26 protein-coding genes are annotated in these 24,945 nt (G+C 52.4%); 11 read left to right on the forward strand and 15 right to left on the reverse strand.

The window, feature by feature from the left end:
* Both ACO08I_RS05245 and glmM read right to left on the reverse strand, forming a co-directional pair.
* Positions 1 to 1,494, reverse strand: coding sequence for an aminotransferase class V-fold PLP-dependent enzyme (locus tag ACO08I_RS05245; protein WP_421948716.1), 1,494 nt, complete (start codon positions 1,492 to 1,494; stop codon positions 1 to 3).
* An 11-nt stretch (positions 1,495 to 1,505) separates the two neighbouring features.
* Positions 1,506 to 2,885 carry a phosphoglucosamine mutase gene (glmM, locus tag ACO08I_RS05250; RefSeq protein WP_421948717.1) on the reverse strand — a complete coding sequence of 460 codons (1,380 nt, stop codon included), beginning with the start codon at positions 2,883 to 2,885 and terminating at the stop codon, positions 1,506 to 1,508.
* Positions 2,886 to 2,930: 45 nt separating this feature from the next.
* Here glmM and ACO08I_RS05255 point away from each other — a divergent pair, with 45 nt between their 5' ends.
* The gene (locus tag ACO08I_RS05255) at positions 2,931 to 3,176 is read left to right on the forward strand and encodes a hypothetical protein (protein WP_282774445.1); all 246 of its coding nucleotides are present in this window, start codon (positions 2,931 to 2,933) and stop codon (positions 3,174 to 3,176) included.
* Here ACO08I_RS05255 and ACO08I_RS05260 read toward each other — a convergent pair.
* Positions 3,157 to 4,647, reverse strand: a complete 1,491-nt coding sequence (locus tag ACO08I_RS05260; RefSeq protein WP_282774446.1) for an ArnT family glycosyltransferase — start codon at positions 4,645 to 4,647, stop codon at positions 3,157 to 3,159. The two genes, ACO08I_RS05255 and ACO08I_RS05260, sit on opposite strands and share 20 nt — an antisense overlap.
* A 120-nt stretch (positions 4,648 to 4,767) precedes the next feature.
* On the opposite strand from ACO08I_RS05260, the gene ACO08I_RS05265 reads away from it, so the two are divergent.
* Both ACO08I_RS05265 and ACO08I_RS05270 read left to right on the forward strand, forming a co-directional pair.
* Positions 4,768 to 5,409: a WbqC family protein gene (locus ACO08I_RS05265; protein WP_282774447.1), complete on the forward strand. Its 642-nt coding sequence runs from the start codon at positions 4,768 to 4,770 to the stop codon at positions 5,407 to 5,409.
* Positions 5,406 to 7,160, forward strand: coding sequence for a dynamin family protein (locus ACO08I_RS05270; protein ID WP_421948718.1), 1,755 nt, complete (start codon positions 5,406 to 5,408; stop codon positions 7,158 to 7,160). The genes ACO08I_RS05265 and ACO08I_RS05270 overlap by 4 nt, the downstream gene beginning before the upstream one ends.
* Before the next feature lie 4 nt (positions 7,161 to 7,164).
* Here the strand turns inward: ACO08I_RS05270 and ACO08I_RS05275 are convergent, their stop codons facing one another.
* Genes ACO08I_RS05275 through ACO08I_RS05285 form a run of 3 tightly spaced genes read right to left on the reverse strand, consistent with a single transcriptional unit; the run spans position 7,165 to position 9,200 of the window.
* Positions 7,165 to 7,740, reverse strand: a complete 576-nt coding sequence (locus ACO08I_RS05275; RefSeq protein ID WP_421948719.1) for a Maf family protein — start codon at positions 7,738 to 7,740, stop codon at positions 7,165 to 7,167.
* A gap of 14 nt (positions 7,741 to 7,754) precedes the next feature.
* Positions 7,755 to 8,696 (reverse strand): geranylgeranylglycerol-phosphate geranylgeranyltransferase, encoded by a 942-nt coding sequence (locus tag ACO08I_RS05280; RefSeq protein WP_421948720.1) that lies wholly within the window; start codon positions 8,694 to 8,696, stop codon positions 7,755 to 7,757.
* On the reverse strand, positions 8,697 to 9,200 hold the full coding sequence (locus tag ACO08I_RS05285; protein ID WP_421948721.1) for a KdsC family phosphatase: 504 nt from the start codon (positions 9,198 to 9,200) through the stop codon (positions 8,697 to 8,699). It lies immediately after the preceding gene.
* A 147-nt stretch (positions 9,201 to 9,347) separates the two neighbouring features.
* Here ACO08I_RS05285 and ACO08I_RS05290 point away from each other — a divergent pair, with 147 nt between their 5' ends.
* Positions 9,348 to 10,733, forward strand: coding sequence for an aminopeptidase P family protein (locus tag ACO08I_RS05290; protein ID WP_421948722.1), 1,386 nt, complete (start codon positions 9,348 to 9,350; stop codon positions 10,731 to 10,733).
* Here the strand turns inward: ACO08I_RS05290 and ACO08I_RS05295 are convergent.
* Entirely contained in the window at positions 10,730 to 11,158 is a 429-nt protein-coding gene (locus ACO08I_RS05295; protein ID WP_421948723.1) for a hypothetical protein, read from the reverse strand. The two genes, ACO08I_RS05290 and ACO08I_RS05295, sit on opposite strands and share 4 nt — an antisense overlap.
* A gap of 290 nt (positions 11,159 to 11,448) precedes the next feature.
* On the opposite strand from ACO08I_RS05295, the gene ACO08I_RS05300 reads away from it, so the two are divergent.
* Both ACO08I_RS05300 and ACO08I_RS05305 read left to right on the forward strand, forming a co-directional pair.
* The gene (locus ACO08I_RS05300; RefSeq protein WP_421948724.1) at positions 11,449 to 13,950 is read left to right on the forward strand and encodes a glycoside hydrolase family 31 protein; all 2,502 of its coding nucleotides are present in this window, start codon (positions 11,449 to 11,451) and stop codon (positions 13,948 to 13,950) included.
* A 60-nt stretch (positions 13,951 to 14,010) separates the two neighbouring features.
* The gene (locus tag ACO08I_RS05305) at positions 14,011 to 14,517 is read left to right on the forward strand and encodes a CIA30 family protein (protein WP_421948725.1); all 507 of its coding nucleotides are present in this window, start codon (positions 14,011 to 14,013) and stop codon (positions 14,515 to 14,517) included.
* Here ACO08I_RS05305 and ACO08I_RS05310 read toward each other — a convergent pair.
* Positions 14,505 to 15,542 (reverse strand): App1 family protein, encoded by a 1,038-nt coding sequence (locus ACO08I_RS05310; RefSeq protein WP_421948726.1) that lies wholly within the window; start codon positions 15,540 to 15,542, stop codon positions 14,505 to 14,507. The genes ACO08I_RS05305 and ACO08I_RS05310 overlap by 13 nt on opposite strands.
* A gap of 96 nt (positions 15,543 to 15,638) precedes the next feature.
* Here ACO08I_RS05310 and ACO08I_RS05315 point away from each other — a divergent pair, with 96 nt between their 5' ends.
* Entirely contained in the window at positions 15,639 to 16,523 is an 885-nt protein-coding gene (locus ACO08I_RS05315; RefSeq protein ID WP_421948727.1) for a diacylglycerol/lipid kinase family protein, read from the forward strand.
* Positions 16,524 to 16,594: 71 nt separating this feature from the next.
* Here the strand turns inward: ACO08I_RS05315 and nspC are convergent, their stop codons facing one another.
* From nspC to ACO08I_RS05340, 5 genes are read right to left on the reverse strand one after another with little or no spacing between them, the layout of a single operon-like run.
* Entirely contained in the window at positions 16,595 to 17,731 is a 1,137-nt protein-coding gene (gene nspC, locus ACO08I_RS05320; protein ID WP_421948728.1) for a carboxynorspermidine decarboxylase, read from the reverse strand.
* Positions 17,732 to 17,771: 40 nt separating this feature from the next.
* On the reverse strand, positions 17,772 to 18,110 hold the full coding sequence (locus tag ACO08I_RS05325; RefSeq protein ID WP_421948729.1) for a XisI protein: 339 nt from the start codon (positions 18,108 to 18,110) through the stop codon (positions 17,772 to 17,774).
* Positions 18,098 to 18,517: a XisH family protein gene (locus ACO08I_RS05330; RefSeq protein ID WP_421948730.1), complete on the reverse strand. Its 420-nt coding sequence runs from the start codon at positions 18,515 to 18,517 to the stop codon at positions 18,098 to 18,100. The genes ACO08I_RS05325 and ACO08I_RS05330 overlap by 13 nt, the downstream gene beginning before the upstream one ends.
* 12 nt (positions 18,518 to 18,529) lie before the next feature.
* Entirely contained in the window at positions 18,530 to 19,735 is a 1,206-nt protein-coding gene (locus tag ACO08I_RS05335) for a saccharopine dehydrogenase C-terminal domain-containing protein (RefSeq protein ID WP_421948731.1), read from the reverse strand.
* Between the two features lie 16 nt (positions 19,736 to 19,751).
* On the reverse strand, positions 19,752 to 19,982 hold the full coding sequence (locus ACO08I_RS05340; protein WP_421948732.1) for a DUF433 domain-containing protein: 231 nt from the start codon (positions 19,980 to 19,982) through the stop codon (positions 19,752 to 19,754).
* 64 nt (positions 19,983 to 20,046) lie between these two features.
* On the opposite strand from ACO08I_RS05340, the gene ACO08I_RS05345 reads away from it, so the two are divergent.
* Positions 20,047 to 21,102 (forward strand): agmatinase family protein, encoded by a 1,056-nt coding sequence (locus tag ACO08I_RS05345; protein WP_421948733.1) that lies wholly within the window; start codon positions 20,047 to 20,049, stop codon positions 21,100 to 21,102.
* A 159-nt stretch (positions 21,103 to 21,261) separates the two neighbouring features.
* Complete coding sequence (gene rpsU / locus ACO08I_RS05350) at positions 21,262 to 21,453, forward strand: 30S ribosomal protein S21 (RefSeq protein ID WP_044228369.1); 192 nt, start codon at positions 21,262 to 21,264, stop codon at positions 21,451 to 21,453.
* Between the two features lie 35 nt (positions 21,454 to 21,488).
* Here the strand turns inward: rpsU and ACO08I_RS05355 are convergent, their stop codons facing one another.
* The gene (locus tag ACO08I_RS05355) at positions 21,489 to 21,839 is read right to left on the reverse strand and encodes a winged helix-turn-helix transcriptional regulator (RefSeq protein WP_421948734.1); all 351 of its coding nucleotides are present in this window, start codon (positions 21,837 to 21,839) and stop codon (positions 21,489 to 21,491) included.
* A gap of 154 nt (positions 21,840 to 21,993) precedes the next feature.
* On the opposite strand from ACO08I_RS05355, the gene ACO08I_RS05360 reads away from it, so the two are divergent.
* Together ACO08I_RS05360 and ACO08I_RS05365 are read left to right on the forward strand one after the other, a co-directional pair.
* A complete protein-coding gene (locus ACO08I_RS05360) occupies positions 21,994 to 22,623 on the forward strand; it encodes an NAD(P)-dependent oxidoreductase (protein ID WP_421948735.1) in 630 nt (209 codons plus the stop codon).
* A 35-nt stretch (positions 22,624 to 22,658) separates the two neighbouring features.
* Entirely contained in the window at positions 22,659 to 23,522 is an 864-nt protein-coding gene (locus tag ACO08I_RS05365; protein ID WP_421948736.1) for an NmrA family NAD(P)-binding protein, read from the forward strand.
* A 5-nt stretch (positions 23,523 to 23,527) separates the two neighbouring features.
* Here ACO08I_RS05365 and ACO08I_RS05370 read toward each other — a convergent pair whose 3' ends face one another.
* Complete coding sequence (locus ACO08I_RS05370; RefSeq protein WP_421948737.1) at positions 23,528 to 24,937, reverse strand: alpha-amylase family glycosyl hydrolase; 1,410 nt, start codon at positions 24,935 to 24,937, stop codon at positions 23,528 to 23,530.
* Between the last annotated feature and the right edge of the window lie 8 nt (positions 24,938 to 24,945).

Raw genomic sequence — 24,945 nt, forward strand, 5'->3', positions numbered from 1 at the left:
TTATGCCATTTTTGCACTAAACCAGCGAGCAACCCGTTCGGTTTCATCGCCTGCAAAGTCTTTATGCTGATACTCGTTTGTCGTGGGGTTGTACGCATAGTCCTTCGCCCACTCCTCATGATGATTATGCACCGCCTCAATGGCATCAAGAATGGCATCCATCTCCGCATCGGTCATGACCGGGTGAATGGACATCCGTATCCAGCCGGGCTTGTGGGTCAGCACACCCTGACTGATTTCATCGGTGATAGACTTGGAATACTGCTGATCCACATTGAGGAGGTAGTGCCCGTAGGTGCCGGCACAGGAGCAACCACCCCGGGTTTGTACCCCAAATTTATCATTGAGCAGCTTGACGCCCAGGTTATAGTGCAGCCCGTCAATATAAAAAGAGACCACGCCGAGGCGGTCTCGCAGGTGAGGCGCGAGGATATGCAGGTTGGGTAATTGATCCAGGCGTTTCCAAACCCGGTTGAGCAGCTCATGCTCCCGGGCAAGGATGTTATCCACGCCCATTTCCTCTTTGAGCCGGACGCAATAGGCGACCTTGATGGTTTGCAGAAAAGGCGGTGTGCCGCCGTCTTCCCGCGCTTCAATTTCGTCGATATACTTATGCCCGCCCCAGGGGTTGGTCCAGTCTACCGTGCCGCCGCCGGGGTTATCGGGCACCCGGTTGGTGTACAGCTTGGGATCAAAGACCAGGATACCCGTTGAGCCGGGCCCGCCCAGGAATTTGTGGGGAGAGAAGTAGATGGCATCGAGGTGCTGTAAAGGCTCCGCCGGCCGCATATTGATATCAATATAAGGTGCAGAACAGGCAAAATCCACAAAACACAGCCCACCCTGTTCGTGCATCAGCCCGGCAATCTCGTGGTAAGGCGTCTTCAGCCCTGTCACATTGGAACAGGACGTGATGGCCGCGATCTTTGTCTTCCGGTTTTGGTACTGCTGCAGCAGCGTTTTCAGGTGCTCCAGGTCCACCAAACCTTCCGGCGTAGGCCTGATGACCTCTACGTCCGCCAGCGTCTCCAGCCATGAGGTCTGATTGGAATGGTGCTCCATGTGAGTACAAAAGATGATCGCCCGTTCTTCCTCCGGCACCTCTACCCGGTCGCGGAACTTCTCGTGCACCTTCAGCCCGAGGATACGCTGAAACTTATTGACCACTCCGGTCATACCAGAGTTGGAGGAAATCAGCACGTCCTTTGGCCTGGCCCCCACATGGGCCTTGATGATCTCCTTGGCTTTGTGGTAAGCCATCGTCATGGAAGTCCCTGTGACGGAGGTTTCCGTATGCGTATTGGCTACGAACGGCCCAATTTCCTGCATCAGCCATTCTTCGATGGGTTTGTACAGGCGGCCGCTTGCCGTCCAGTCTGCATAGAGGATACGCCTGGGGCCATCGGGGGTATCGAAGACAAAGTCCTGCCCGATGACATTTTTGCGGTACGGCGCGAAGTAAGTTTCTAAAGAGGTAGTGGTTAGGGCTTCCATAACTAAAGGTTTTATACGATCAATTCGAGGGCAGCTGATTTCATGCGGTCCGCAAAAGCCTGGGCAGCTTCCGGGCTTTGCCCTTCGGCATAAACACGGATGATAGGCTCAGTATTCGACTTGCGCAAGTGTACCCATCCATCGGCAAAATCAATTTTCAGGCCATCGATCGTACTGTAATCTTCTGACTTAAACCTGTTTTCCAGGTCTTTCAGCAGGCCGTCCACGTCAATCTGTGGCGTTAGCTCAATGCGGTCTTTGACCATATGGTATTCCGGGTAGCTAGCTTTTAGGGCGCTTGCCGTTTGGCCAGATTTTGCCAGGAGGGTCAGGAAAATAGCCACACCGGCCATAGCATCCCGGCCGTAGTGCAAACCGGGCACAATGACCCCGCCGTTGCCTTCCCCACCGATTACAGCATTGCGGTTTTTCATTTCCGTGACTACATTCACTTCGCCCACCGCACTGGCAAAGTACTGTCCGCCGTGGCGCTCCGTGATGTCGCGCAGAGCACGGGTGGAAGACAGGTTAGAAACGGTATTGCCCGGTTGCTGCTGCAGGATGTAATCCGCGACGGCTACCAGGGTGTATTCTTCGCCAAACATGCTGCCATCTTCGCAGACAAAAGCAAGGCGGTCCACATCCGGGTCTACTGCGACCCCAAGGTCCGCCTTTAGTTCGACCACCTCCCGGCTCAGATCCTTGAGGTGCTTGGGCAGCGGCTCCGGGTTGTGTGCAAAGCGGCCGTTAGGCTTTTTGTTAAGCAACTCCACTTCGCAGCCCAGGGCTTTGAGCAATGGCGGCATTGCTACCGAGCCGGAACTATTGATGCAGTCGACCACCACCCTGTACTTTTTGCTTTTGACCAGCGCTGCGTCCACATAAGGCAAATCAAGGATTGCTTTTACGTGCCGCTTGATGTAGCGGTCATCGTGCAGGACTTTCCCAAGCTCTTCCACCCCGGCATATTCTATATCACCACTATCGATGATTTCCAGCAAGGCTTCCCCATCTGCTTTTGAGATAAATTCGCCTTTGTCGTTGAGGAACTTGAGTGCATTCCATTCGCGTGGGTTGTGGCTGGCTGTAATGACGATACCAGCCCCGGCTTCTTCCATCGTCACGGCCATTTCCACAGTGGGGGTGGTGGAAAGGCCCAGATCGACCACATCAATGCCCATAGCACGCAGGGTAGCGCTGGCCAGTTCATTAACGATAGAGCCTGAGATACGGCCATCCCGGCCAATAACCACTTTAGGCTTTGCCCCTTTACTGAGCAGCCAATGCCCGAAGGCGGCTGTGGATTCCACTATATCCTGAGGGGTCAGGTTGTTGCCAGCTTTGCCGCCAATGGTGCCCCGGATTCCTGAGATTGATTTGATAAGTGCCAAGAGATAGATGTAGTTTGATTTGCGGGTAAAAATAGAAAAATTAGCGTGCAAATCGCAGCGGCCATAAACGGCTTGACTCTGGAAAACTTGCGAAGTTTCGGTATAAACCTTATTTTACCAAACGCAATTCTTTATTCTGCTAACCAAAACCAAGATACTATGGCACGTTCGAGAAGACAACAAAAAATTGCAACTAAGGACAAACGGGAAGGCAAGCGTATTCTGAATATTTTTCTGATTTCGACGCTGGCTTTATTAGCCCTGATGTACATTATTTTCCAGACAGCTTAGGTTTTACTTCACAGCGGACCCATACTGCAGGTTGCAGGGGCGCATTCCAGCCTTTGTAGACTGTGGTATCGGTCTGTAAGGTATCCAGTTGCGGCGGGAGCCAGCTCTGAGGCGCCAGGATTACGGTTCCGGCCTGCTGCGCGCTGACTGCCTGCTGCAGGGAAGCGGCATTGCTCAAAACTGCCGTATTGGAATTTGCGGCATAGGCGTACGTCGCTACTCCCGGGAAAGCCCCTTCTCCCCTGCCAACGATAAACTGATCTGCCGGCTTGGGGAAAGGCCCTTCCGGCTCTATGATTTCCTGTGCCCAGTTGCGCTGCACTTCCAGCAACGGGCTAAATTGGATCCAGAAGAAGGTGGTCAGCAGTACGCCGCTCATGATAGTCCCAAGGCGGGCATAAGAAGCTCGTGCGCCTACGAACCCCACCACCGCGACAAAACTCCACACCCAATACAGTCCACCCGTAGCCAGCCCGGCCTGAAAGCCCAGCCCGCGAAACTGCACAAAGCTTCCAATCATAAACAGGATCAGGAAACAAGCTGCAGCAACGAGGTGCAGCACCGCCCCCGCTTTGACCAGCCCCCGGTGCGGATACCCTTTGTGGAAATAGTTGCGCATCTGCCGGGCCGCAACCATGGCCAGCAAAGGCTGCAGCGCAAGGCTGTGCCCCAGCAAGGCAAAAATCAATGCCCCCATGTAGAGCACCGCTTGCTCATCCCGTTTGCCCAACCGTTGGCTATGCTCCACGATGCCGCCCAGCACAAGCCCCAGAAAAGGGAGTATGCCTACGGCATTCACCCAAAGGAATCTTCCTGTGCGGAAACCTATATAAAAGGTTTCTCCCGCTGTATCCAGCCATTGCAAGGCATAAAGCCCGCCTGCCGTCAGCAGGCCCATTGCCCAGGGATTGAGGCGAAGGAGCCGACGCCCATCCGCATGCACAAAATAAAGGAAGGCTCCTGTACCCAGCAGGAAGATCAGCGACTGCAAAGGCTGTACCCATATTGCCAGTGCAGCAAGGGCATAGAAACTCAACTGCCAGCTCAGCTGCGGCTGCTTCAGATAACGGATCATAGCCGCATACGCCAGCCACTGCAACATCATAGCCCAGATATCTCCGGAAGCGACTTTGCCCAGATTTGACATCAGCAAAGAAGAGGCAGCCAGCGCCAGCGTATTTAGTACAATCTCTGTACCCACCAGACGGCGGGCAAAAATATAGTAAGCGGTCAATCCAAGAATCACCGCTATAGCTCCGGAAAACCTGAGAAAGAAAGGGTCAAGTGTATCGCCCATCAGCAAAGCAGCCAGCTGCTCGTGAAAAGTGGGCCCTGCCACATTATGCTGAATTTGCCAGGCCAGCATGGCTTCCACGCCATCCCAGATGGTGGTCATCCCATTGCCAACCAGCAGGTTGACGACCAGCAAAAGTAAAGCGATAGCGTACAAATAAGAAGTCTTGGCTGTCATGTAGATGTGAGTTTGCAGGTGCAAAGAAAACCATCATTTGCCAAACGCGGGAATGGATAACTGGTTTAAAATTGCCTACTTTGTGGCCGCCTGCTGCAACCAGCGTCTAAATAGCGAACGATGACCAACTTATCCGTACTTATCGAAGCGCAATACCTGCCGCCTGTACAGTACTTTTCGGTACTGGCACAAGTGAAAACGGTTTACCTCGAAGCTCAGGAGCACTATCAAAAACGCAGCTACCGAAACCGGGCATATTTGGCTGGCGCTAACGGGCCGATGCTGCTTTCTGTCCCCCTCAAAAAGGGCAAGCACCAACAGATGCCCATTCATCAGGTGAAGGTGGACTATAAAAAGCCCTGGTTTGGCGAACACTGGCACAGTATCAAATCCGCTTACGGGAAATCCCCGTTCTTCGAATTCTATGCCGAGCCTATCGAGGCCATCCTGCGCAGTAAACCGGATAACCTTTTTGACCTCAACCGGGCATTGCTTGTTCAGCTGCTCAGGGCACTTCAACTGGAAATCGACATTCGGCAGACTGCTGATTACGGAGCTGTTCCGGAAGGCACCCTCGACCTGCGCGAGGCCATCCACCCCAAACACCCAAAGCTGGATTTCGAACCTCTGCCCTACCCGCAGGTATTTCAGGAACGGCATGGGTTTATCCCGAATTTGAGTATTTTAGACCTGCTTTTCTGTACCGGGCCTCAGGCGCCGCTGCTGCTAAAGCAATTTGCTGATCAAAACCCCATCGTGTGACTCCACTGATCAATAAACATTTACAGGCCTATCGGGCACAGGTTGACGAAATCGTCAAAGACCTGCATGAACTGGCCATACGTATAGACAGTGAGGAGCTGACGCAGACCGTTAGTGACCTCCGAAGCCGCATTCACGAACCCTTTATGTTTGTGATAGTCGGGGAAGTGAAAGCCGGAAAAAGCAGTTTCATCAACGCCCTGCTCGATACCGGCAAGGAGGTAACCAAAGTCGCCCCTCAGCCGATGACCGATACCATTCAGCAGATTCTCTATGGGGAGGAAGCCGAACAGGTGCAGATCAACCCTTACCTAAAGAAAATCCTGTTGCCCGTTGAGATCCTAAAGGAAATTGCCATCGTGGACACCCCGGGCACCAATACTATCGTGGAGCACCATCAGGAGATCACCGAGAGCTTTATCCCGGCTTCTGACCTGATCGTCTTCGTATTTGAAGCCAAAAACCCCTACCGGCAGTCCGCCTGGCAGTTTTTTGACTACATCCACAGCGACTGGCGCAAGAAAATCATTTTTGTGCTGCAGCAAAAAGACCTCATGCCTGCCGAAGACCTCGAAGTTAACCGCAACGGGGTGATGGAATATGCGGAAAAGCAGGGTATTAAAGACCCGGTGGTATTCACCGTTTCCGCCAAACAGGAGCAGGAAGGGCAAAAGGAAGAAAGTGGCTTTGCGCCAGTACGTTCCTACATCAATCAGCACATTACCGGAGGCAGAGCGCCCATCCTAAAGCTCAACAACAACATCGACACCGCTGCGAATATCAACGACCGGATTTCGGCAGGGGTTGCCCTTCGTCAGAAACAGTACGAGGCCGACACTGAATTCCGCAACGACATCCGGGAGACGTTGGTCAAGCAGGAAGCCAAAAGCCTGAAACAGGTAGACGTGCTGGTAGAGAATATGATTGCCGGTTACGAGCGCATCACCCGCAGCAAAAAACAGGAGCTGAGCGACGGGCTTTCGTTCTTCCCCTTACTCCGGCGATCGGTTGTATCCATTTTCAGCAAAAAAGCATCCCTGAAGGAATGGCTGGAAGACCTGGCCCGGGAGCTCGAAACCGACCTGAATAAAGAGCTCAAAGCGAAACTCAATGACGGCGTGGTGGACCTGGCCGACAGCATTCAGCAAATGGCCAAGATGATCGACCTGAAAATCAGAAGCAGCGAGACCATCCTTCGGGATGACCATGAGCTGTTTAGCGATATCGCCGAGAAACGCAATAATATCCTCCGGGAACTGCAGGAACAGTTTACCCGATTCGTGAGCCGGACAGAGAACTTCACAGACGAGAGCCTTTTCCCGGACAAAAGCTCCGTTTCACCAAGCCTGGCGGCAAGCAGTGGCCTGGCGGTAATTGGTATTGTGCTGGCGGCGGTGACGCAAGGGGCTGTTTTTGACATCACCGGGGGCATTCTCACCACAGTAGGCCTGATTTTCGCAGGCTTTACCACCTCCTCCAAACGCAAACAAGTACTGCGTGAATTCAGTAAGGAAATTGACAAGGGTGGCACCCGGCTGGAAGAGGAAGTCAGCACTAACCTCAAGACCTATATTACGAATCTGCGCAGCCGCATTGATGAGAACTTCGTCAAATTCGACCTGCTGCTGGAAAAGGAAGGCGAGCAGATTGAAAAACTCACCGCCCGCAGTACAAATATTACAGCCAGGCTGGAAACCCTTCAGGCCTCCGTTGCAAGCGATTCGGCACCTCCTGAAGCAGAAGAGGAATAAAGCCCTACAGGAAATGCTGTAGTTCCTGGTACACCAGGTCTACCGGCAGCCCCATAATATTGGCGTAAGTGCCTTCAATTTTGTTGATCTTGCAAAGCCCGATCCATTCCTGAATGGCGTAAGCTCCTGCCTTATCGTAAGGTTGATACTTGTCGATGTAAAAGTCGATCTCCTCATCCGAAAGCTTATCAAAATGGACCCGGGAGACGCCGGAAAAGACCCGCTCCTGTTTCGCATTCGCCAGACAAACCCCGGTAATAACGGTATGCTCACGCCCTGACAATTCCCGGAGGATGCGCTGCGCATCAGCCCGGTCTTTGGGCTTTTCGTAGATCACGCCATCGAGAATCACTACGGAATCAGCCCCCAACAGCACCCCATTGCCTTGCAGCGCATGCATCGATGCCCGGACCTTTTTCTGAGCCAGAAAGGGAGCGACTTCCTCCACCGGCATTTCATCCGGATAGTCTTCGGGTACATCCTGTGGCTTTATGGTAAATGGAAAGCCCGCCTGCTCCAAAAGTTGGCGGCGGCGGGGAGATTTGGACACCAGAATGATCGGGAGTTCCAATGTTTGCATAGGTCAGTTAAAATTTAAGTTACAGCAAAAAACAGCAGCAAAATCAGCCCACTGAGCATAATCAGTTTGGCCATTGTGCTCACCCGGTGGTAATCGGCAGGTACCTTTGCCCGGAACAACCAAAACAGACTCAGCCCAAGCGGGGCGATCAACGCTACAGTCACGTATAGATGGCTTAAAAGCGTGAAAAGTTCGCCCTGATGCACCACCATCGCCACAATCAAGGCCAGCAACCCCACGCCAATGGCTGCCGCCAGCCCCTTTGCAGTGTTCATACCCCAGATGACTGGTACGGTGCGGCATTGTGCACTCCGGTCTCCTTCCACGTCTTCCATATCCTTGATCAGCTCCCGGTACAGGTTGGACCCGAACGCAAAAATCAGGTACCACACCATGATCACGGCCAGCTGAGCGGCCAGCTTCGGATCGACGGCAGCCAGCTTAGCAAACCCTTCACGCTCCGCGAACCAGACTATACCTGGCACCCCTGCACAAAACAGCGAAACCAGCAGATTGCCCCACAACGGCAGCTTCTTGAGCTGGTAGGAATACCAAAACAACAGCCCTGCCCCTGCCGGATAAATCGCTACCAGCGGCATATTTTGCACACTCAGCGCCAGGTAAAATGCCAGAAAGAAACCCAGCAGAATAGTGGAAAAATAGAGCCAATAGGCCGTTTGCTTCCGGATGTACCGCCCAAGCACTACTTTTTCGGGACGGTTTTGCAGGTCAATGCGGAAATCGATAACGTCATTAATGATGTAGCCCGCTGAGGTGATCAGGAGGGTGTCGAGCACAAATAACCAGAAAGTCCTCGGCGGCAGGGTTAATCCGATGCCGTATTGCTCAAATGCAGGTTGTAACAGTGCTCCGTAAACCAGGTACTGAGTCAACCCCACGATAATAAGATTAGGCAGGCGGATCAGGCGCAGGAAGGCATAAAATACGTTCATCATCTATACTTCTGGCCATTCCTGATTGAGGCGGAGTACTTTCTCGATCACATCACGTGCACAGCCAGCTCCTCCCTTCAGGGGGGAAATGTAGGTCGCTACTTCGAAAAGCTCCGGCTGAGCATCGGTGGGGCAGGTAGGCACCCACACCCGCCGCATCACCGGCAGATCAGGCAGGTCGTCTCCCATGTACAGGATTTTTCGCTCATCCAGCCCGTATTTATCGATGTAGTCCTCGTAGGCCGATAATTTATCGCTTATACCCGTATAAATATCCTTTATCCCCAGGCCTTCCAGCCGCAAGCGGACGCCTTCTGACCGCCCTCCGGTAATCACCGCCACATTAAAGCCCTGCCGGACGGCAGTTTTGAGCGCATAGCCGTCCCGGATGCTCATACTGCGGAGGAGCTGCCCTTCCTCTGTGACCAGGACCTGACTGTTGGTGAGTACCCCATCGACATCGAAAATAAAGGTCTCAATGTCCTTGAATTGTTCCAGTTGATTCATTTTGGCTTTTCGATTTACTTCAACAAATGTACAGGAATAGGGTAAGAACTTGGCGAATAAATGAGGAGGATTCAATATATTCCCATCCGCGGAATTTTCTCAACAAAGCAGGCCGGCGGTTATGGCCTGCTTCAAAATACAGTCAACATGTTCAAAGCCAGCATTTATCAGGAACGCCGAAAGCGATTACAAGCCTCTGTTCCCGGCGGCCTTATTTTACTCCCCGGCAACAACGAAAGCCCGATGAATTGCGCAGACAACGTCTACCGCTTCCGGCAGGATAGCAGCTTCCTGTATTACTTTGGGATCAATCAGCCGGGAGTAGCCGGAGTATTAGATGCCGATTCCGGAGAAGCCCTTTTGTTCGCTCCTGAAATGACTGTGGAGCACGTGGTATGGATGGGACCGCAGCCCGGGCTGAGTGATCTCAAAACCCTGTCAGGCACAGAACAGGCACTGCCCGTGGAGCAATTGGAGGAATTGCTAAAAAAAGCCAGGGCAGACGGGCGCACTATTCACTTCCTCCCCCCCTACCGGGCTGACCGCAGCCTGCAATTAAGCCGGTGGCTGAGCACGCCCGTTGAGGCATTGCAACCTTCTGAAGCATTGATCAAAGCCATCGTTGCGCAGCGGTCCGTCAAGTCGGCAGAGGAAATTGCCGAAATCGAATCCGCACTGGCGATCACCCGCCAAATGCACATTCAGGCGACCAAAACCGCCCAACCTGGTATGAAGGAAGCACAACTGGCTGGTATGGTGGAAGGCATTGCGCTGGCCACAGAAGGCGCCCTTGCCTACCCCGCCATTCTTACGGTTAATGGCCAGACCCTTCACAACCACTACCACGGCAATATCATGAAAGAGGGCGACCTCGTCCTCTGCGACTTTGGAGCAGCAGCTCCCAGGACCGACTACGCCAGCGATATCACCCGTACCTTCCCGGTCAGCTCCACCTTTACAGACCGGCAGAAAGCGATTTACCAGATTGTTCTGGATGCGGAGGAACAAGCCATTCAGGCCATCAAACCCGGTGTGCCTTACAAAGACATCCACTTGCTGGCGGCGAAGATCATCACTACCGGACTGACCCAACTGGGGCTTATGAAAGGCGATGCCGATACTGCCGTGGAAGCGGGCGCGCACGCTTTATTCTTCCCCCACGGCCTGGGCCACATGATGGGGCTGGATGTGCACGATATGGAAGATTTGGGCGAAGATTATATAGGCTATACCGATGATCTCAAACGCAGTCCACAGTTCGGTTTAAAATCACTGCGCCTGGCCCGTGCCCTGCAACCTGGCTTTGTCCTCACAGTAGAGCCTGGCATTTACTTTATTCCGGAGCTCATCGCCCAGTGGAAAGCAGAAGGGCAACATGCTGAATTTATCAATTATGACAAAGTGGAAGCTTACCTCGACTTTGGCGGCATCCGGATCGAAGACAACGTACTGGTTACCGAAGAGGGCCACCGGGTGCTGGGCCCACCCATTCCAAAGACCATCGAGGAAATTGAGGCTTTGCGGAGGGGTTAATCGTTTTTGAATACCCGCTTGAGAAAGGGCTCGTGCTCCCCGGCTGCCTGTTGCTGTGCATTTTCCGCTTTATCGGTCTTTTTCATGGCACGTTTTTCGGCACGGGTGGCGCGGCGTTCGGCTTTAATGGCTTCCTTGCGCAATCTTGCGGCCCGTTCTCTGGCTTCAGCAGCCTTCCGGTCTTTTTTGGCGGCGCGGTGGTCATCTTTTGCTTCCCGGTGATCCGACTTGAGGTCCTGTTGCCTGGCTTTGTTGCCGAAGAGGCGCTCTTGCAGGCTTGCAGGCTTTGCTTCCGTGGACTGTTCTGTGGTGTCCTTTTTTCCTTTAAAAAGCTGGGCATGGGCGGCAGGCATGGATAGCAAAAAGGCAAAACTGGTAAGTAAAAGAATGGAATAGCGCATGTGCTCGTTTTTTATTTCTTCCATAACGAGGCTTCTGGATAGAATCTTATCTTGCAGGGGCTGAAATTCATGATGATGATTATGGCTTCGGGATTGCTGCCTCTAAAGGAAATCATGGATAAGATTGTGTCTCACACCTGTAATCTGTCTGCCCATCCTCTAAGTACGACAAAGCGTACACTGATGACGCTCATCTTACTGATGACACTGATCTGCCACACTGAGCCCGCCTCAAATACAAAACATACCCTATATTTGCCAATCACAGCCACTACCCTTGCGCTGTGCTTTTTTAACCGGCAACCACTAACAAAATGGCCAAGCAGCAGCCTCCAAAGGCAACACACCCCGTACACGTTTCCGAAACCACCACCGGCGATCGATACCCCGATGTTTATGATATCCTTTCACCGGATACTTTTGACCGCGCGACTTATAAAGGCAACCTCCTGCTCGTTACCACAAAAAACGGCGTTGCCCTGCGCATTCAGGCTGTATCAGATGACATAATGCGGTTTCGTTATGCCCCGGAAGGACAATTCGAAACAGACTTTTCCTATGCCCTTGACCCTAATGCTGCCTACCAATCGCCGGACCTCACCTTTAGTGAAGAAGAGGAGCATCTTACCCTACGCACCAACAGCCTGATTTGCCAGATCGCTAAGGACGGGCTTAAGGTCGCCATGTATGATAATCCCGGTAACACCCTGCTCTGTGAAGACGCTGCCCCCTATGCCTGCAGGAAAAGCATCCTTAACGGCATAGAACAGGTGAGCATTACCCAAAAAGCACCCTCTGAAACCGCCTACTACGGGCTGGGCGACAAGAGTGGAACCCTTAACCTCCGCGGGCAACGGCTGCAGCACTGGAATACCGACTCCTTTGGTTACGGAAAGGACACCGACCCGCTTTACCGGACCATTCCTTTTTTCTTCGGGCTTCAGGAAGGAAAAGGTTATGGGATCTTTCTGCACAATTCTTACCGTACGCACTTTGACTTTGCCCAAACCAATGATGGAGAGGTTCTGCTTAAGGCGGATGGTGGAGAAATGGACTATTTCTTTATCGCCGGCCCCGGGCTCACAGATGTTGCTCAACGCTATGCCTGGCTGACTGGCCGCCCGGAGATGCCCCCCATGTGGGCACTGGGCTTTCACCAATGCCGCTGGAGCTATTACCCGGAAGAACGGGTCTATGAAATCGCAAAGGAATTCCGGGACCGGCAAATCCCCTGCGACGCCATCTATCTGGATATCGACTATATGGACGGCTACCGCTGCTTCACCTGGGATGAGGAGCATTTCCCCAAACCGGCAAAAATGATCAAAGACCTGCGTAATCAGGGCTTTCACACCATCGTCATGATTGACCCGGGTATTCGGGTCGACCCCGAATACCATGTGTACAAAGAGGGTATAGAAAAAGACATGTTCTGCTACCGCACCTCCGGTGAGCTTATGCGTGGCCCGGTATGGCCGCAGGATTGTGTCTTCCCGGACTTCACCCGCCCGGAAGTGCGCGAGTGGTGGGGCCCGCTCTACGAGCAATTGTACAACGAACAGGGGGTCAGTGGCTTTTGGAATGATATGAATGAACCGGCTGTCTTCAAGGTCAACATCGCTACCTTCCCGGATAATGTGCGCCACGATTACGACGGGCACCCCTGCGACCACCGCAAAGCGCATAATGTGTATGGGCAGCAAATGTCCCGTGCTACCTTCGAGGGCCTAAAAAACCTACAGCCCCAAAAGCGCCCCTTTGTCCTCACCCGGGCCACCTACAGCGGCGGACAGCGCTACGCCAGTGTCTGGACAGGCGATAATATTGCCAGTTGGGAGCACCTCCGACTGGCCAACATTCAATGCCAGCGGCTGAGCATATCCGGTTTTTCTTTCGTGGGCACAGATGTAGGAGGCTTCAGCCAGCAACCGGATGGAGAACTGTTTGCGCGGTGGATGCAGCTGGCTGCTTTTCACCCGCTCTACAGGGTGCACTCCATGGGCAACAACGTGGATGGAGCTGCCGAAGCCGATGCGGATGCCATTCACGAAGCAGAGCGTGCCAACCGTATGGACCAGGAGCCATGGTCATTCGGAGAGCCCTACACAAGCATCTCCAAAACTGCTGTAGAACTCCGCTACCAATTGCTTCCTTATCTGTATACCGCTTTCCGGCAATACACACAGGATGGCCGCCCGGTGCTGCGCAGCCTGGCCTTTGCCGATCAGGCGAATCCGGAGGTCAAAGACCGGGAGGCAGAATTCCTCTTTGGGGAACATTTGTTGGTGGTGCCGCTACTGGAAGCAGGTGTTACGCAGGCCGAGGGCTATCTCCCGGCTGGCGAGTGGTACGATTACTACAGCGGAGTACGCTATCAGGGGCGGCAATTGGTAAAGAATGCCTGCGGATTGGAGCGCATCCCGCTTTATGTGAAGGCGGGGGCAGTCATCCCCCACTATCCTGTACAGCAATATACCGGTGAGAAAAACTTCGATCAAATTACTTTAAAGGCTTTTGCCGGCAACGGCCAAAGCGAGCTTTACGAAGATGCCGGCGATGGTTATGCCTATCAGGAAGAAGCTTACCGGCTTAGCAGTTTCAATATGCAGCAGGACAAAGGGCAACTTACCCTGCGACAGGTACAGACAGGGACTTACGAACCCGGCTACCTCACTTACCGGGTGGAACTCTTTGGCCTGACAGGCAAGCCCGCCAAAGCGACCTGTGACGGGGAAGACCTAAAAACAGAAGCGCTGGAGCAGGGCGGATTTGCCTGTACCCTCCCCGCTGGTTTTCATGAACTTGTGGTGCGATAGACTGTTGGAGGCAGAAAAAAGATGAGACCGCTTTTTTGGCTTTTCCTAATCACAAGTACTATGCTGACCGGACAAACTACCATTGAAACCTTCCATCCCACCCAACTCGATTGGCAAATCGTTAATGACGGTGTCATGGGGGGCATTTCCAAAAGCCGGATGACCGTAAATGCTGAGAGTTACGGGCAGTTCTCCGGTACAGTTTCACTGGAAAATAACGGTGGCTTTGCTTCCTGCCGGGCAACTGTTGAAAAGATTGACATGAGTGGGACCCGGGGCGTACGCCTTAGGGTACGGGGTGACGGGCAGCGCTATGATTTCAGGGTACGGCTGAGTGGCCCTTACAGCCGGGTCTCTTACCGGGCGGGCTTTACAGCTAATGACGGCGACTGGCATACAGTAGAATTGCCCTGGAGTGCCTTCGAGCCCACCTTTAGAGGACGAACGTTAAATGATGTGCCTCCGATTACACCTGATGACATTAGGGAGGTAGGTTTTCTAATCGCCGATAAGCAAGCCGGCCCATTTCAGTTGGAAATTGACAAAATTTCGGCCTATTTGGATTGATGCCCCTCAACCTGCTGCGCGACAGTTTGGAGGCCTGCTTCTGAAATCCAGCCATGTTCAAAGGCATGCCGGGCCACCCTAAGCGTATCGTCTGATAAGCATACCTTGCCTTCCAGATGAGGGTGGTCAGCGTACAGCGCATGTATGGTCTCGCTGTTTTTGCGGTTGGTTACATCCCGGATGTAGACAGCCAGCACCCGGCCGGGGTGAGACTCTGATAGCTGAGCATACAGTTGTGCATCGTGCTGCCCGCTATCCCCTATCAGAATGAACTTTAAATCGGGAAAGACTTCCATAAGATGCCGCGCTTTGTCCAGTTTATGCGAATGCGTGCCGCCACCTGTCCTGAAAAAGTCTTTTAACCCCGACTTGAGGGCCTGCAACAGGAAAATGCCTTTGGGGATGTTCCTGGCCTGACAAAAGTCGACCAGAAAATCATACAAATTCCACTCGCTGCTGCTGATAAAAAAAATCGGGTTGTTGCAGTCCCCTTCTTTACCTGCACAAAGGGACTGATAAAACGCAGGGACGCCCGGAAAAGGCAACCGGGTAGCCGCATTTTTGGTGAGGATCAATCTCAGCTTCCGAAAAGTCTCCGTAGCGTGGGAAACCAGAATCGTATCGTCTACATCAGAGATCACCCCAAACTCATGGGTACCATGACTGATGTAGACCTCTTCCTGGTGCTCAAGAAAAGATGGGCCCTTATCAAGCGGGTTGTGGACCCTAAATGCCACCGGGTGCCAGCCTTCCGGAAGCTTGTGCGGCCCTTCTGCCAGCAGCTCAAACTGCCCCCGCTCATCAGTCCGCACCTGATAGCTCTGCCCGTTAAACTGAATATCTACCTTTGTATCAGGGATGGTTGTACTGAGATAGCGGCTCAGCATGGCCCGCAGATTACGCCAAAGGCTATCGCCTGGCTCCGGATCATAAAGCAGGCGGTCGTCCAGTACATGCCCTCTTACGAATACCCGGTCAGGCGTACCATAACCCCGGTAAGCCAGGACCACCGGCGGGGTTTCCATACCTAACCACTTCTTTATGTTAAGGCTTATATGTCGGCTCAGTAAACTCATATTAGCGGCCAGCGCACAAGTGCAGGCCATACCGGTTTTATCTTTATGGAGAAAATACTTTTCGTAATCAACCCCATCAGCGGGGGCAATGAAAAAGAGGACTGTAAAGCAACCGTAGAAAAGTGGTGGCAACAACATCAACTCAACGGACAGTGGATGGAAACCACCGGAGAGGGTGACCTTGAACGGATCAACACCTTAATACAGGAAGAAAAACCTGAAACAGTAGTCGCCTGTGGAGGTGATGGCACCGTCAATCTCGTAGCCCGTGCCCTGCTTGGGACGCCCATAAATATGGGGATCTTACCACTGGGCTCTGCCAACGGCCTTGCTACAGAACTTTGTATTCCCGGAAACGTGCCCAAGGCGCTCGATGTTCTGCTGGAGGGCCAACCTTTACCGCTTGACGGGCTGCTTATCAACGGAAAACATCACGCGTTCCACCTGGCGGATGCAGGGTATAACGCACGTCTTGTTCAGGAATTCGAATCCGGTGATCAACGCGGTCAACTGGGGTACGCACGTAGCTTCCTCCGCGTCGCCCGCAACCGCCCACTGGCCAAATTCAAAATTCGGACCGACCAAAAAACCTTTAGCCGCCGAAGTGTTATGGCTACTTTCGCCAATGCACGCCGCTATGGCACTGGCGCTATCGTTAACCCGGATGGCCGGACCGACGACGGGCAGTTCGAACTATGCCTCTTCCTGCCCTGGCCACGTTGGTACCTGGTATGGATGAGCGTGCTGTTCTTTATTGGGCAGATTGATAAATCGCGCTACGTGAAGATTATCCCATGCCGCACCCTGCAGCTTGAGGCAGACCGCCCAATGCCATTACAGGTGGACGGAGAATTGGTGGGGGAAGCCCGTTCGATTTCGGTTGAGGTCTTGAAAGATAAGGTACAGGTGCTTCGGCCAGCAGAGGATTGAACGGATCTGCAAACTAAGAGTATGACTCCGGTATTTGAAACCCACTCAATCCACTGTGTTAGTTCTGTCCATTACGACAACCGCCCCTTGAAATCCTCATACCCGAAGCGCTTGACCACCTCCAGCTCGCCATCCTCCCGCCACATACAAATGTCGGGATGCCTGACACCATTGAATGTGGTGGTCTTCACCATGGTATAGTGGATCATATCCCAAAACACCAGGCGGTCGCCCGGCTCAAGGGGGCGGTCGAAGTGATAGGCCTGCTTATAATCGCCGGCCAGGCAGCTCACCCCACCGATGCGGTAGGTATACAGCCCCTCTCCTTCCGGCTTACTGCCGATAATCTTCGGCAGGTAGGGCATCTCCAGCGTATCCGGCATGTGCGCGGTGAAGGAGGCGTCAATGATAGCGGTGCGCACGCCCCGGTTTTCCACCACATCCAGCACAGTGGTCACCAGCTCCCCTGTCTCCCAGGCGATGGCGCTGCCCGGCTCCATAATGACTTCCAGCCCGGTGCGCTCGCGGAATTTTTGCAAGAGCTGAATAAGATGGGGGATGTCGTACCCCTGCCGCGTCATCAGGTGGCCACCGCCAAAGTTGACCCACTTCAGCTGCGGGAAGAAGCGCCCAAAGTGGTGTTCGAAAGCCGCCAGGACTTTCTCCAAATCAAAGGAGCTCGATTCGCAGAGGGTATGGAAGTGCAGCCCCTCCACGCCTTCCGGCAAGCGCTCGCCCAGCCCGTCCGGCGCGATGCCTAGGCGGGAGCCGGGTGCGGCCGGGTTGTAGAGGTCCGTTTCCACCTCAGAGTATTCCGGGTTGACACGCAGGCCGGCGGATACCTTATGACCGGCTTTCGCCAAATGCCCGGCGTGGCGTTCGTATTCGGCTACCGAATTGAAGGTAAGGTGGCTGCTGTACTTCAGGATTTCTTCCAGTTCGCCCGGGATGTACGCCGGTGAATAAGTATGCGCCCGCACGCCCATCTCTTCGTAAATCAGCCGGGCTTCATGCAGGGAACTGGCGGTAGCGCCTTTCAGGTACTGCTTTACCAGTGGGAAGACCCGCCACATGGAAAATCCTTTGAGGGCCAGTATTACCGACACGCCAGCGCGCTCCTGCACGCTGCTAATGAGCTCAAGGTTGCGGCGCAGGCGGCTTTCGTCGAGCAGGAAGGACGGGGAGGGGGCTTGTGCGTAGTTGATCATATTATTTTTTGAAAATTACAGCAGAATCGTTTATGATTTACTACCCTACTGCATACTCTGTGAGCGTTCGGCTGTGCGGGGAATGAAATCCAATGACGATATCTGACTTTGGAATACCTTTAGACTCCAGCTCGTCTCCCAGCTTGAGGTCTGTGCCGTTATGTTGTATCCAGACCTTACCATCCGATTTAACATCTATGTGGACAAAACTGCCGTACTCCCAGTGGCCGTTTTCCCAGCCTACAGAAAACAGAAGAAAATGCCCTCGCTCTTTATCCAGGATCAGTTGCGTTTCGACTGCTTCATCAGAGGGTATCATTGCATAGATATCTTCCACCAGAGTCTTTACCACTGCCTTGTATTTCGCTACTTTATCCATTGGTGGATTGCTTTAGTGTTCTCATCAAAAATAATCATTTTAAGGCTATAGCGCTCAGCCAGTTTCCTGAAAAACCCATCTTCGAAGAACCGCTCGTAAAAATCACCAGGCATAGCCATGTATAGGTGCCGATCAGGATCCTTTTCTTCAAGGGCATTGAAATAAATAATAAATTGTCCTAAGGCGTCTTCAAATTCATCCAAATCAGAAGCACCGAGAAAGCTTTTAATTTCCACTGCAATCTTCAAGCCTTCTTTCTCAGCTCCAATTACTGCTTTCTCGACGCCCAGATCAATAAAGCTTTTCCTGCGCCCTACCCGAATAAAAAAGGGATCATGGGTAATCTTCCCCCCTTCCGCTTCGAGTGCAGACTTGACATGACCATGGTAAAAGTCTTTCGCAGGCATTTGAATATCGCTTTACAGTTCTAAATCTACTCCTGTCTCCTCCTGCCAGGGCAGACCCATCTCTCCCAGCTTGTCCAGGAACGGGTCCGGGTTGAATTCTTCTACGTTGAAAACGCCGGCACCGCCCCATTGTCCGGTCAGCACCATCATAGCGCCGAGTGCAGCGGGCACACCGGTGGTGTAGGAAACGCCCTGCGCGCCTGTTTCGTCAAAGGCGGCCTGATGGCTGCAGTTGTTCCAGATGTAGTAGGTCTTCTCTCTACCGTCCTTGATGCCTTTAATGCGGCAGCCGATGGAGGTCTGCCCCGTATAGTTTTCGCCCAGCCCACCGGGGTCAGGCAATACGGCTTTGAGGAATTCGAGCGGGATCACGTCCATGCCTTTGTACTTCACAGGCTCAATGCCTGCCATGCCGATATTCTGAATCACGCGTAAGTGGGTCAGGTATTCCTGCCCAAAGGTCATCCAGAAGCGGGCGCGCTTGAGGGTTGGGAAGTTCTTGACCAGCGACTCCAGTTCCTCGTGGTAAATAAGGTAGGAATCTTTGGGACCAATGTCCGGATAGTTGAGCACCTTCATGATTTCATGAGGCTCGGTTTCCACCCACTGTCCATTTTCCCAGTAGCGGCCTTTTTGTGTGACTTCCCGGATGTTGATCTCGGGGTTGAAGTTGGTGGCAAAGGCTTTGCCATGGTCGCCTGCATTGCAGTCCACAATATCGAGGTAGTGCATCTCATCAAAGTGGTGCTTAGCGGCCCGGGCGGTGAAGATGCTTGTCACGCCGGGGTCAAAACCACAGCCCAAAACCGCGGTCAGGCCGGCTTCCTTAAAGCGGTCCTGATAAGCCCACTGCCAGCTGTATTCAAACTTCGCCTCATCTTTGGGCTCGTAGTTGGCGGTATCGAGGTAATGAACCCCGGTTTGCAGGCAGGCCTCCATAATGGTCAGGTCCTGATAGGGCAGCGCAACGTGCAACACCAATGCCGGTTGGAAGGAGTTGATCAGCGCGACAAGTTCCGGTACATTATCCGCATCCACCTGTGCGGTCTGCATTTTGGTGTGCCCGGTGGCTTTCTGTGCATCCGCTACAATAGCATCGCACTTGGATTTGGTACGGCTGGCGAGCATGATCTCGGAAAATACCTCCGGATGCTGCGCGCATTTGTAAGTAACGACCCGGCCTACTCCGCCGGCCCCGATGATGAGTACTTTTGACATTATCTATTTTTGGTTTTTATCCAATGAATGGATTGCTTCTTAATTTCCCGTTTGCATAAAGCTGGCATGCTTGAATATCTGCCTCTTCTAAATCCGGAAACGCTTCCAGGATATCAGCAATACGATCTCCACCCGCCAGGTATTCCAAAATAGCCCCAACCGGATACCTCATGCCGCGGATACATAGCTTACTATGACAGACCTTAGGATCAATTACAATACGTTCCAGAATAGTCTCTTTTTCCATAATCCGGTATTTTACAGATATTGCACCTTCATTGCTGAAGCAGTCACACTATTAACAAAGATAAATGGGAAATAGCAACTCCAAAGCAGAAAAAATCAAAAACTTCGACCCCAACGGTGTCGGGCTGAAAAACGGCCATTTTATCGGGCTGCCCTTCGGGGAGCAGGACGCGCAGATCGTGCTGCTACCGGTGCCCTGGGATGTGACCGTTTCCTACGGGGCAGGTACGGCTACCGGGCCGGCCAATATCCTCGAGGCCTCTCCGCAGCTCGATCTTTACGACCCGGATGTACCGGAGGCCTGGAAGATGGGCTTGTTTATGCGGCAGCCCGACGAATTCTGGCTCCATCGTTCTCAGGAACTCCGGCCAGGTGCCGCCCGCTACATCGAGCAGCTGGAAGAAGGGCTACCTGTGGATGAGGCTACGCTCACGCACATCAACCAAGCCTGCACCGAACTCAAAGCCTGGGTGAAAGCAGAAACCACTGCCCTGCTCAAACAGGGCAAAGCCGTTGGCATAGTGGGGGGAGAGCATAGCGTGCCCCTTGGCTTTCTGGAAGCCCTTTCCGAGCGCCATCCGGGCTTTGGTGTACTGCAAATTGATGCGCACATGGACCTCAGGGCCGCCTACGAGGGCTTCACCTACTCCCATGCCTCTATTTTCTATAATGCCCTCCGGTTGGAAGGACTGGCACAACTCACACAGGTGGGCATACGCGACTACTGTGAGGCAGAAGCAAAACTGGCAGATCAGGATAGCCGCTGTACGGTATTTTTCAATCACGACCTGAACAGAAGAGCATTCGAAGGCGATACCTGGACCAACTTATGCCGGGAAATGGTAGACACCCTGCCCGAAAAAGTGTATATCAGTTTCGATATCGACGGGCTATTGCCGGAACTCTGCCCAAACACCGGCACACCGGTACCGGGCGGGCTTACGTTTGATCAGGCTATCTACCTGCTGCAAGCGGTAGTGGAAAGCGGCCGCAACATCATTGGCTTCGATCTTTGCGAAACCGCCGGTCATCCTCACGAATGGGACGCCAATGTCGGAGCCCGAATACTATATAAACTCGCTAACCTCATGGGCAAAAGCCAGGGGCTGCAAACCGGTTAAGGAGCACCAGGAACTTTATGCTTTGATTTTCTGTTAGTTATATTGTAAAGGGCAATTGCGCTGTCGCTGCAAACTTCTGACAAGTGTGCTTATTCTTACCCGGAGCCTGGCTCCGATGGATAGCGTTGCCCAATTTTTTTTGAATAGAAAATCGAATCTATGCTCATTATTGATGTGAAAAGCGGAGAAAATATTGACCGCGCCCTGAAGCGCTATAAGCGGAAGCACCGTAAAGTAGGCGTCCTTCAGGAAGTCCGTAGGCGCAAACATTTTACCAAACCCTCTGTAGAACGCCGCAAAGAAGTGCTTAAAGCCGCCTACATTTTGAAGAAACAAGAGGATGAAAATTAAAATTCTCGCGAAGACCGCCCACTGAGGCGGTTTTTTTATGCCCCACGGTTAGCCAGCCCCCATTTTAGAATTTCTTCCAAAACCGGTTCCAAAGACTGCCCTTTCTCCGTCAGCCGATATTCTACGCGCGGCGGTACTTCGGGGTAAGCTTCTCTGCATACCAGTCCATCCTCCTGCAACTCCCCAAGCTGCTTGGACAGCATCCGGTCGGAAACCTTCCCTACCCGGTCGCGCAGGGTACCAAACCTTACTGGTCCTTCCGATAGCTGCCAGATGATGGCGGCCTTCCATCGCCCTCCTATCATGGATAAGGTATAAGTTACCGGGCACTGTAGTAGCTCCTGCTCATTCTCGTAGTTGGTAGAGGTCACTTTTCTTTCTTCCATAGCTTGGTAGTTTGACGGTAATAAATGATACCATTTTCTTTAATGAATCATAATGGTATCATTCATTCCCATCACTTACAAATTTGTTAGCATATCAAAACTTACAAAAGGTAAGTAAAGCTATTACTTTTGTAGCGAACAACAAAAAAGAACTATGAAAATCGCATTATTTGGAGGAACCGGAGGCACAGGGAAGGAATTTCTAAAAAAGGCTTTGGAGGAAGGCTATCAGGTTAAGATGCTGGCCCGCACCCCCTCAAAAGTAAGTACAAATTCGCCTCAGCTGGAAATTGTAAAGGGCGATGTGCTCAACGCAGGAGATGTAAGCCGGACGGTGGAAGGTACGGACGTTGTGGTTAGTCTTTTCGGACATGTTAAAGGGTCACCCAAATGGCTGCAAAGCGACGGCACTTTTAATTTTTTAAGTGCAATGAAGACTTATGGCGTAAAAAAAATCATCAGCTTGTCGGGGGGCGGACTGCCTTTTGAGAAAGACCAGCCAAAGTTTCCGGACAAGCTCATCCGGTTTATCATGAAAGTAGCGGTACCCAAGGTATTGAATGACGCTGTACGCCATGCCGAAGTTTTGAAGGAAAGCGGTCAGAAATGGGTGATTGTCCGCGGACCACGCCTGACGGACGAGCCCGAGAAGGGATCCTACCGCGTAGGGTGGGTAGGCGTCAATGCCAGTACCAGTATCGGGCGGGCTGATTTAGCAGATTTTATACTTACACAAGTGGGAAGTGATGAGTACATTCACCAAATGCCTTTTGTAAGCTACTAGAAATTTGGTACCTTAAAATACCGAAAATATTAAACATGAATATCCTCATTACCGGCGCTACAGGGACCGTAGGAAAGTCCGTTGTCCGTTATCTTCAGCAAGCTTCATCAGAGCATCGTCTGTTTTTTGCGGTGAGACGTCCTGCGATTGCACGCCATGAGATTGCTGCCAAGACCTGGCAATTAAGACAATTCGATTTTGAGGATATTTACAGTTATCAGCCCGCGCTGAAGGATATCGACCGGCTTTTTTTACTCCGTCCACCCAATCTGACTGACATCAAAGGGTATATTTTGCCCTTGCTGAAAGCTGCTGTTAAAGCGGAAGCAAAGCTGATCGTCTTTTTGTCTATTCAGAGTGCAGATAAAAACAAGTGGACGCCTCACTATAAAATTGAACAAGCCATTGAGCAGAGCGGGCTGAATTACATTTTTCTGCGCCCTGGTTTTTTTATGCAAAATTTTCTTCAGGAAATCAAAGAAGATATTGTGCAGCGCAATGAGATTTTCGTGCCGGCAGGGAGCAATCGCTTTTCTTTTATTGATACGGAAGAATTAGCCGAAGTGGCTGCAAGAGTATTGCTTGAAGGGACTGATGCGCCTCAAAAGTATACGCTTACGGGCACGTCTCCTATGGATTACTACCGGGTAGCCACTATAGCATCAGAATCACTGGACCGCCGAATACGCTACAGCAACCCTAATCCGCTGTGGTTTATCATTAAGAAACTAATCCGGGGGCGCAAGCTGATGTTTGCCTTTATACAGGTGGTGCTCTACCGGTTCAACCGGGTCCCTCCTTCGGATCAGTACCGGCATACATTGCAACGCCTGCTTCACCGTCCTCCCAAATCGCTCAACGCCTTTTTCCTGGAGCATAGAGATGAACTAACGCCTTAGCTCATTTACTGTTCCAGCAGCAAGTAAGACCAGGGATTGAGGTTCATGCTCATTTCCGGGGTAAGCTTAACGGTGCTGTTTGCAAAGACATTGGTGTATTCCCCGGCCAGGCCTTTCTGGCTCAGGGTGAAGGTTTGAGGCTCCTCGCTCAGGTTGAGCAAGACCACTACCTGATGCGCCCCTTTTACGCGCCGGTAGGCGTAGATTTCTTCTGTTGCATTTTCAACGGTAATGCGCTCCAGGACACCGCCGGCAAGCCCGTTGCCCAATGCCGGGTTGCTGTGCTTCAGATCGAGCAGTGTTTTATAAAACCTTGTCTTTTTGAACCCATTCCAGGGGATGGTATCTTTTTCAAAAAACTTCAGGCGGTGATTGAGCCCGGCTTCCTGCCCGCTGTACATCAAAGGCATGCCATCAATGGTGAAGGCCAGAACAGCCATAGCATCTGCTGCGGGCCCCATGCGCTCCTCTATAGTGCCTTGCCATGAGTTCTCATCATGGTTCGTTAGAAAGTTCATAAAGTAGCCCCGGTTGTATACTTCTGCTTTTTTAGCCAGGACCGTATCAATAGCTAGTGGAGACCGCTCGCCTTTGGCAATGGCGTTCATCAGATGGTGAAATTCCCAGCCATAATTCATAGCGAACCATTCCTCATTCCGGTGAGGCGGATGGTCAGACTCTGCCAGCATAAACAGCCCGGGGTTTGCGGCTCTCAACCGTGGAACTGCCTGTGCCCAGAAATCATCGGGCACCTCTCCCGCCACATCACAACGAAATCCATCTACACCTACCTCTTCCAGCCAGAATAACATCTCACCGATCATAGCTTCTCGAAGCGCTGCATTATCATAATTCAAATCGGCTACATCAGTCCAGCCCCAGGATTCTCCGGTTTTCGGATCAACAGGGTCTATCACATTGCCCATGCTGTCCTGAGTATAGTACTCGGGATGCTCGGTAATCCAGGGATGATCCCAACCGGTATGATTGGGTACCCAATCCAGAACCGCCCGCATGTCCATGTCGTGAATGGTTTTCACCAATGCCTTAAATTCTTCCATTGTACCAAAAGCAGGGTTCACTGCCGTATAATCCGCAACGGCATAATAACTGCCCAGGCTGCCTTTGCGCCGGGCCTCAGAAATGGGGTACACAGGCATAAACCAAAGAATATCCACCCCCATTTCCTTCAGGCGGGGCAGGTGTTTGGCAAAAGCCTCCAGCGTACCCGAAGGCGTATATTGCCGTACATTGACTTCGTAGATGTTTGCCCGTGCCGCCCACTCAGGTGTGGCAGCAGAAGGCAGCAGATCCGGCTGTTCCATAGGCTCAGATGAATTGTCAGCTTCAGCCTCTCCCCCGCTACCGCAGGCAGACAGAGAAAGTACAGTCAGAAGAAAGAACAGGCTTCTCATGGTAATAG

Source organism: Phaeodactylibacter xiamenensis (assembly GCF_965229835.1).
Classification (GTDB): domain Bacteria; phylum Bacteroidota; class Bacteroidia; order Chitinophagales; family Saprospiraceae; genus Phaeodactylibacter; species Phaeodactylibacter xiamenensis.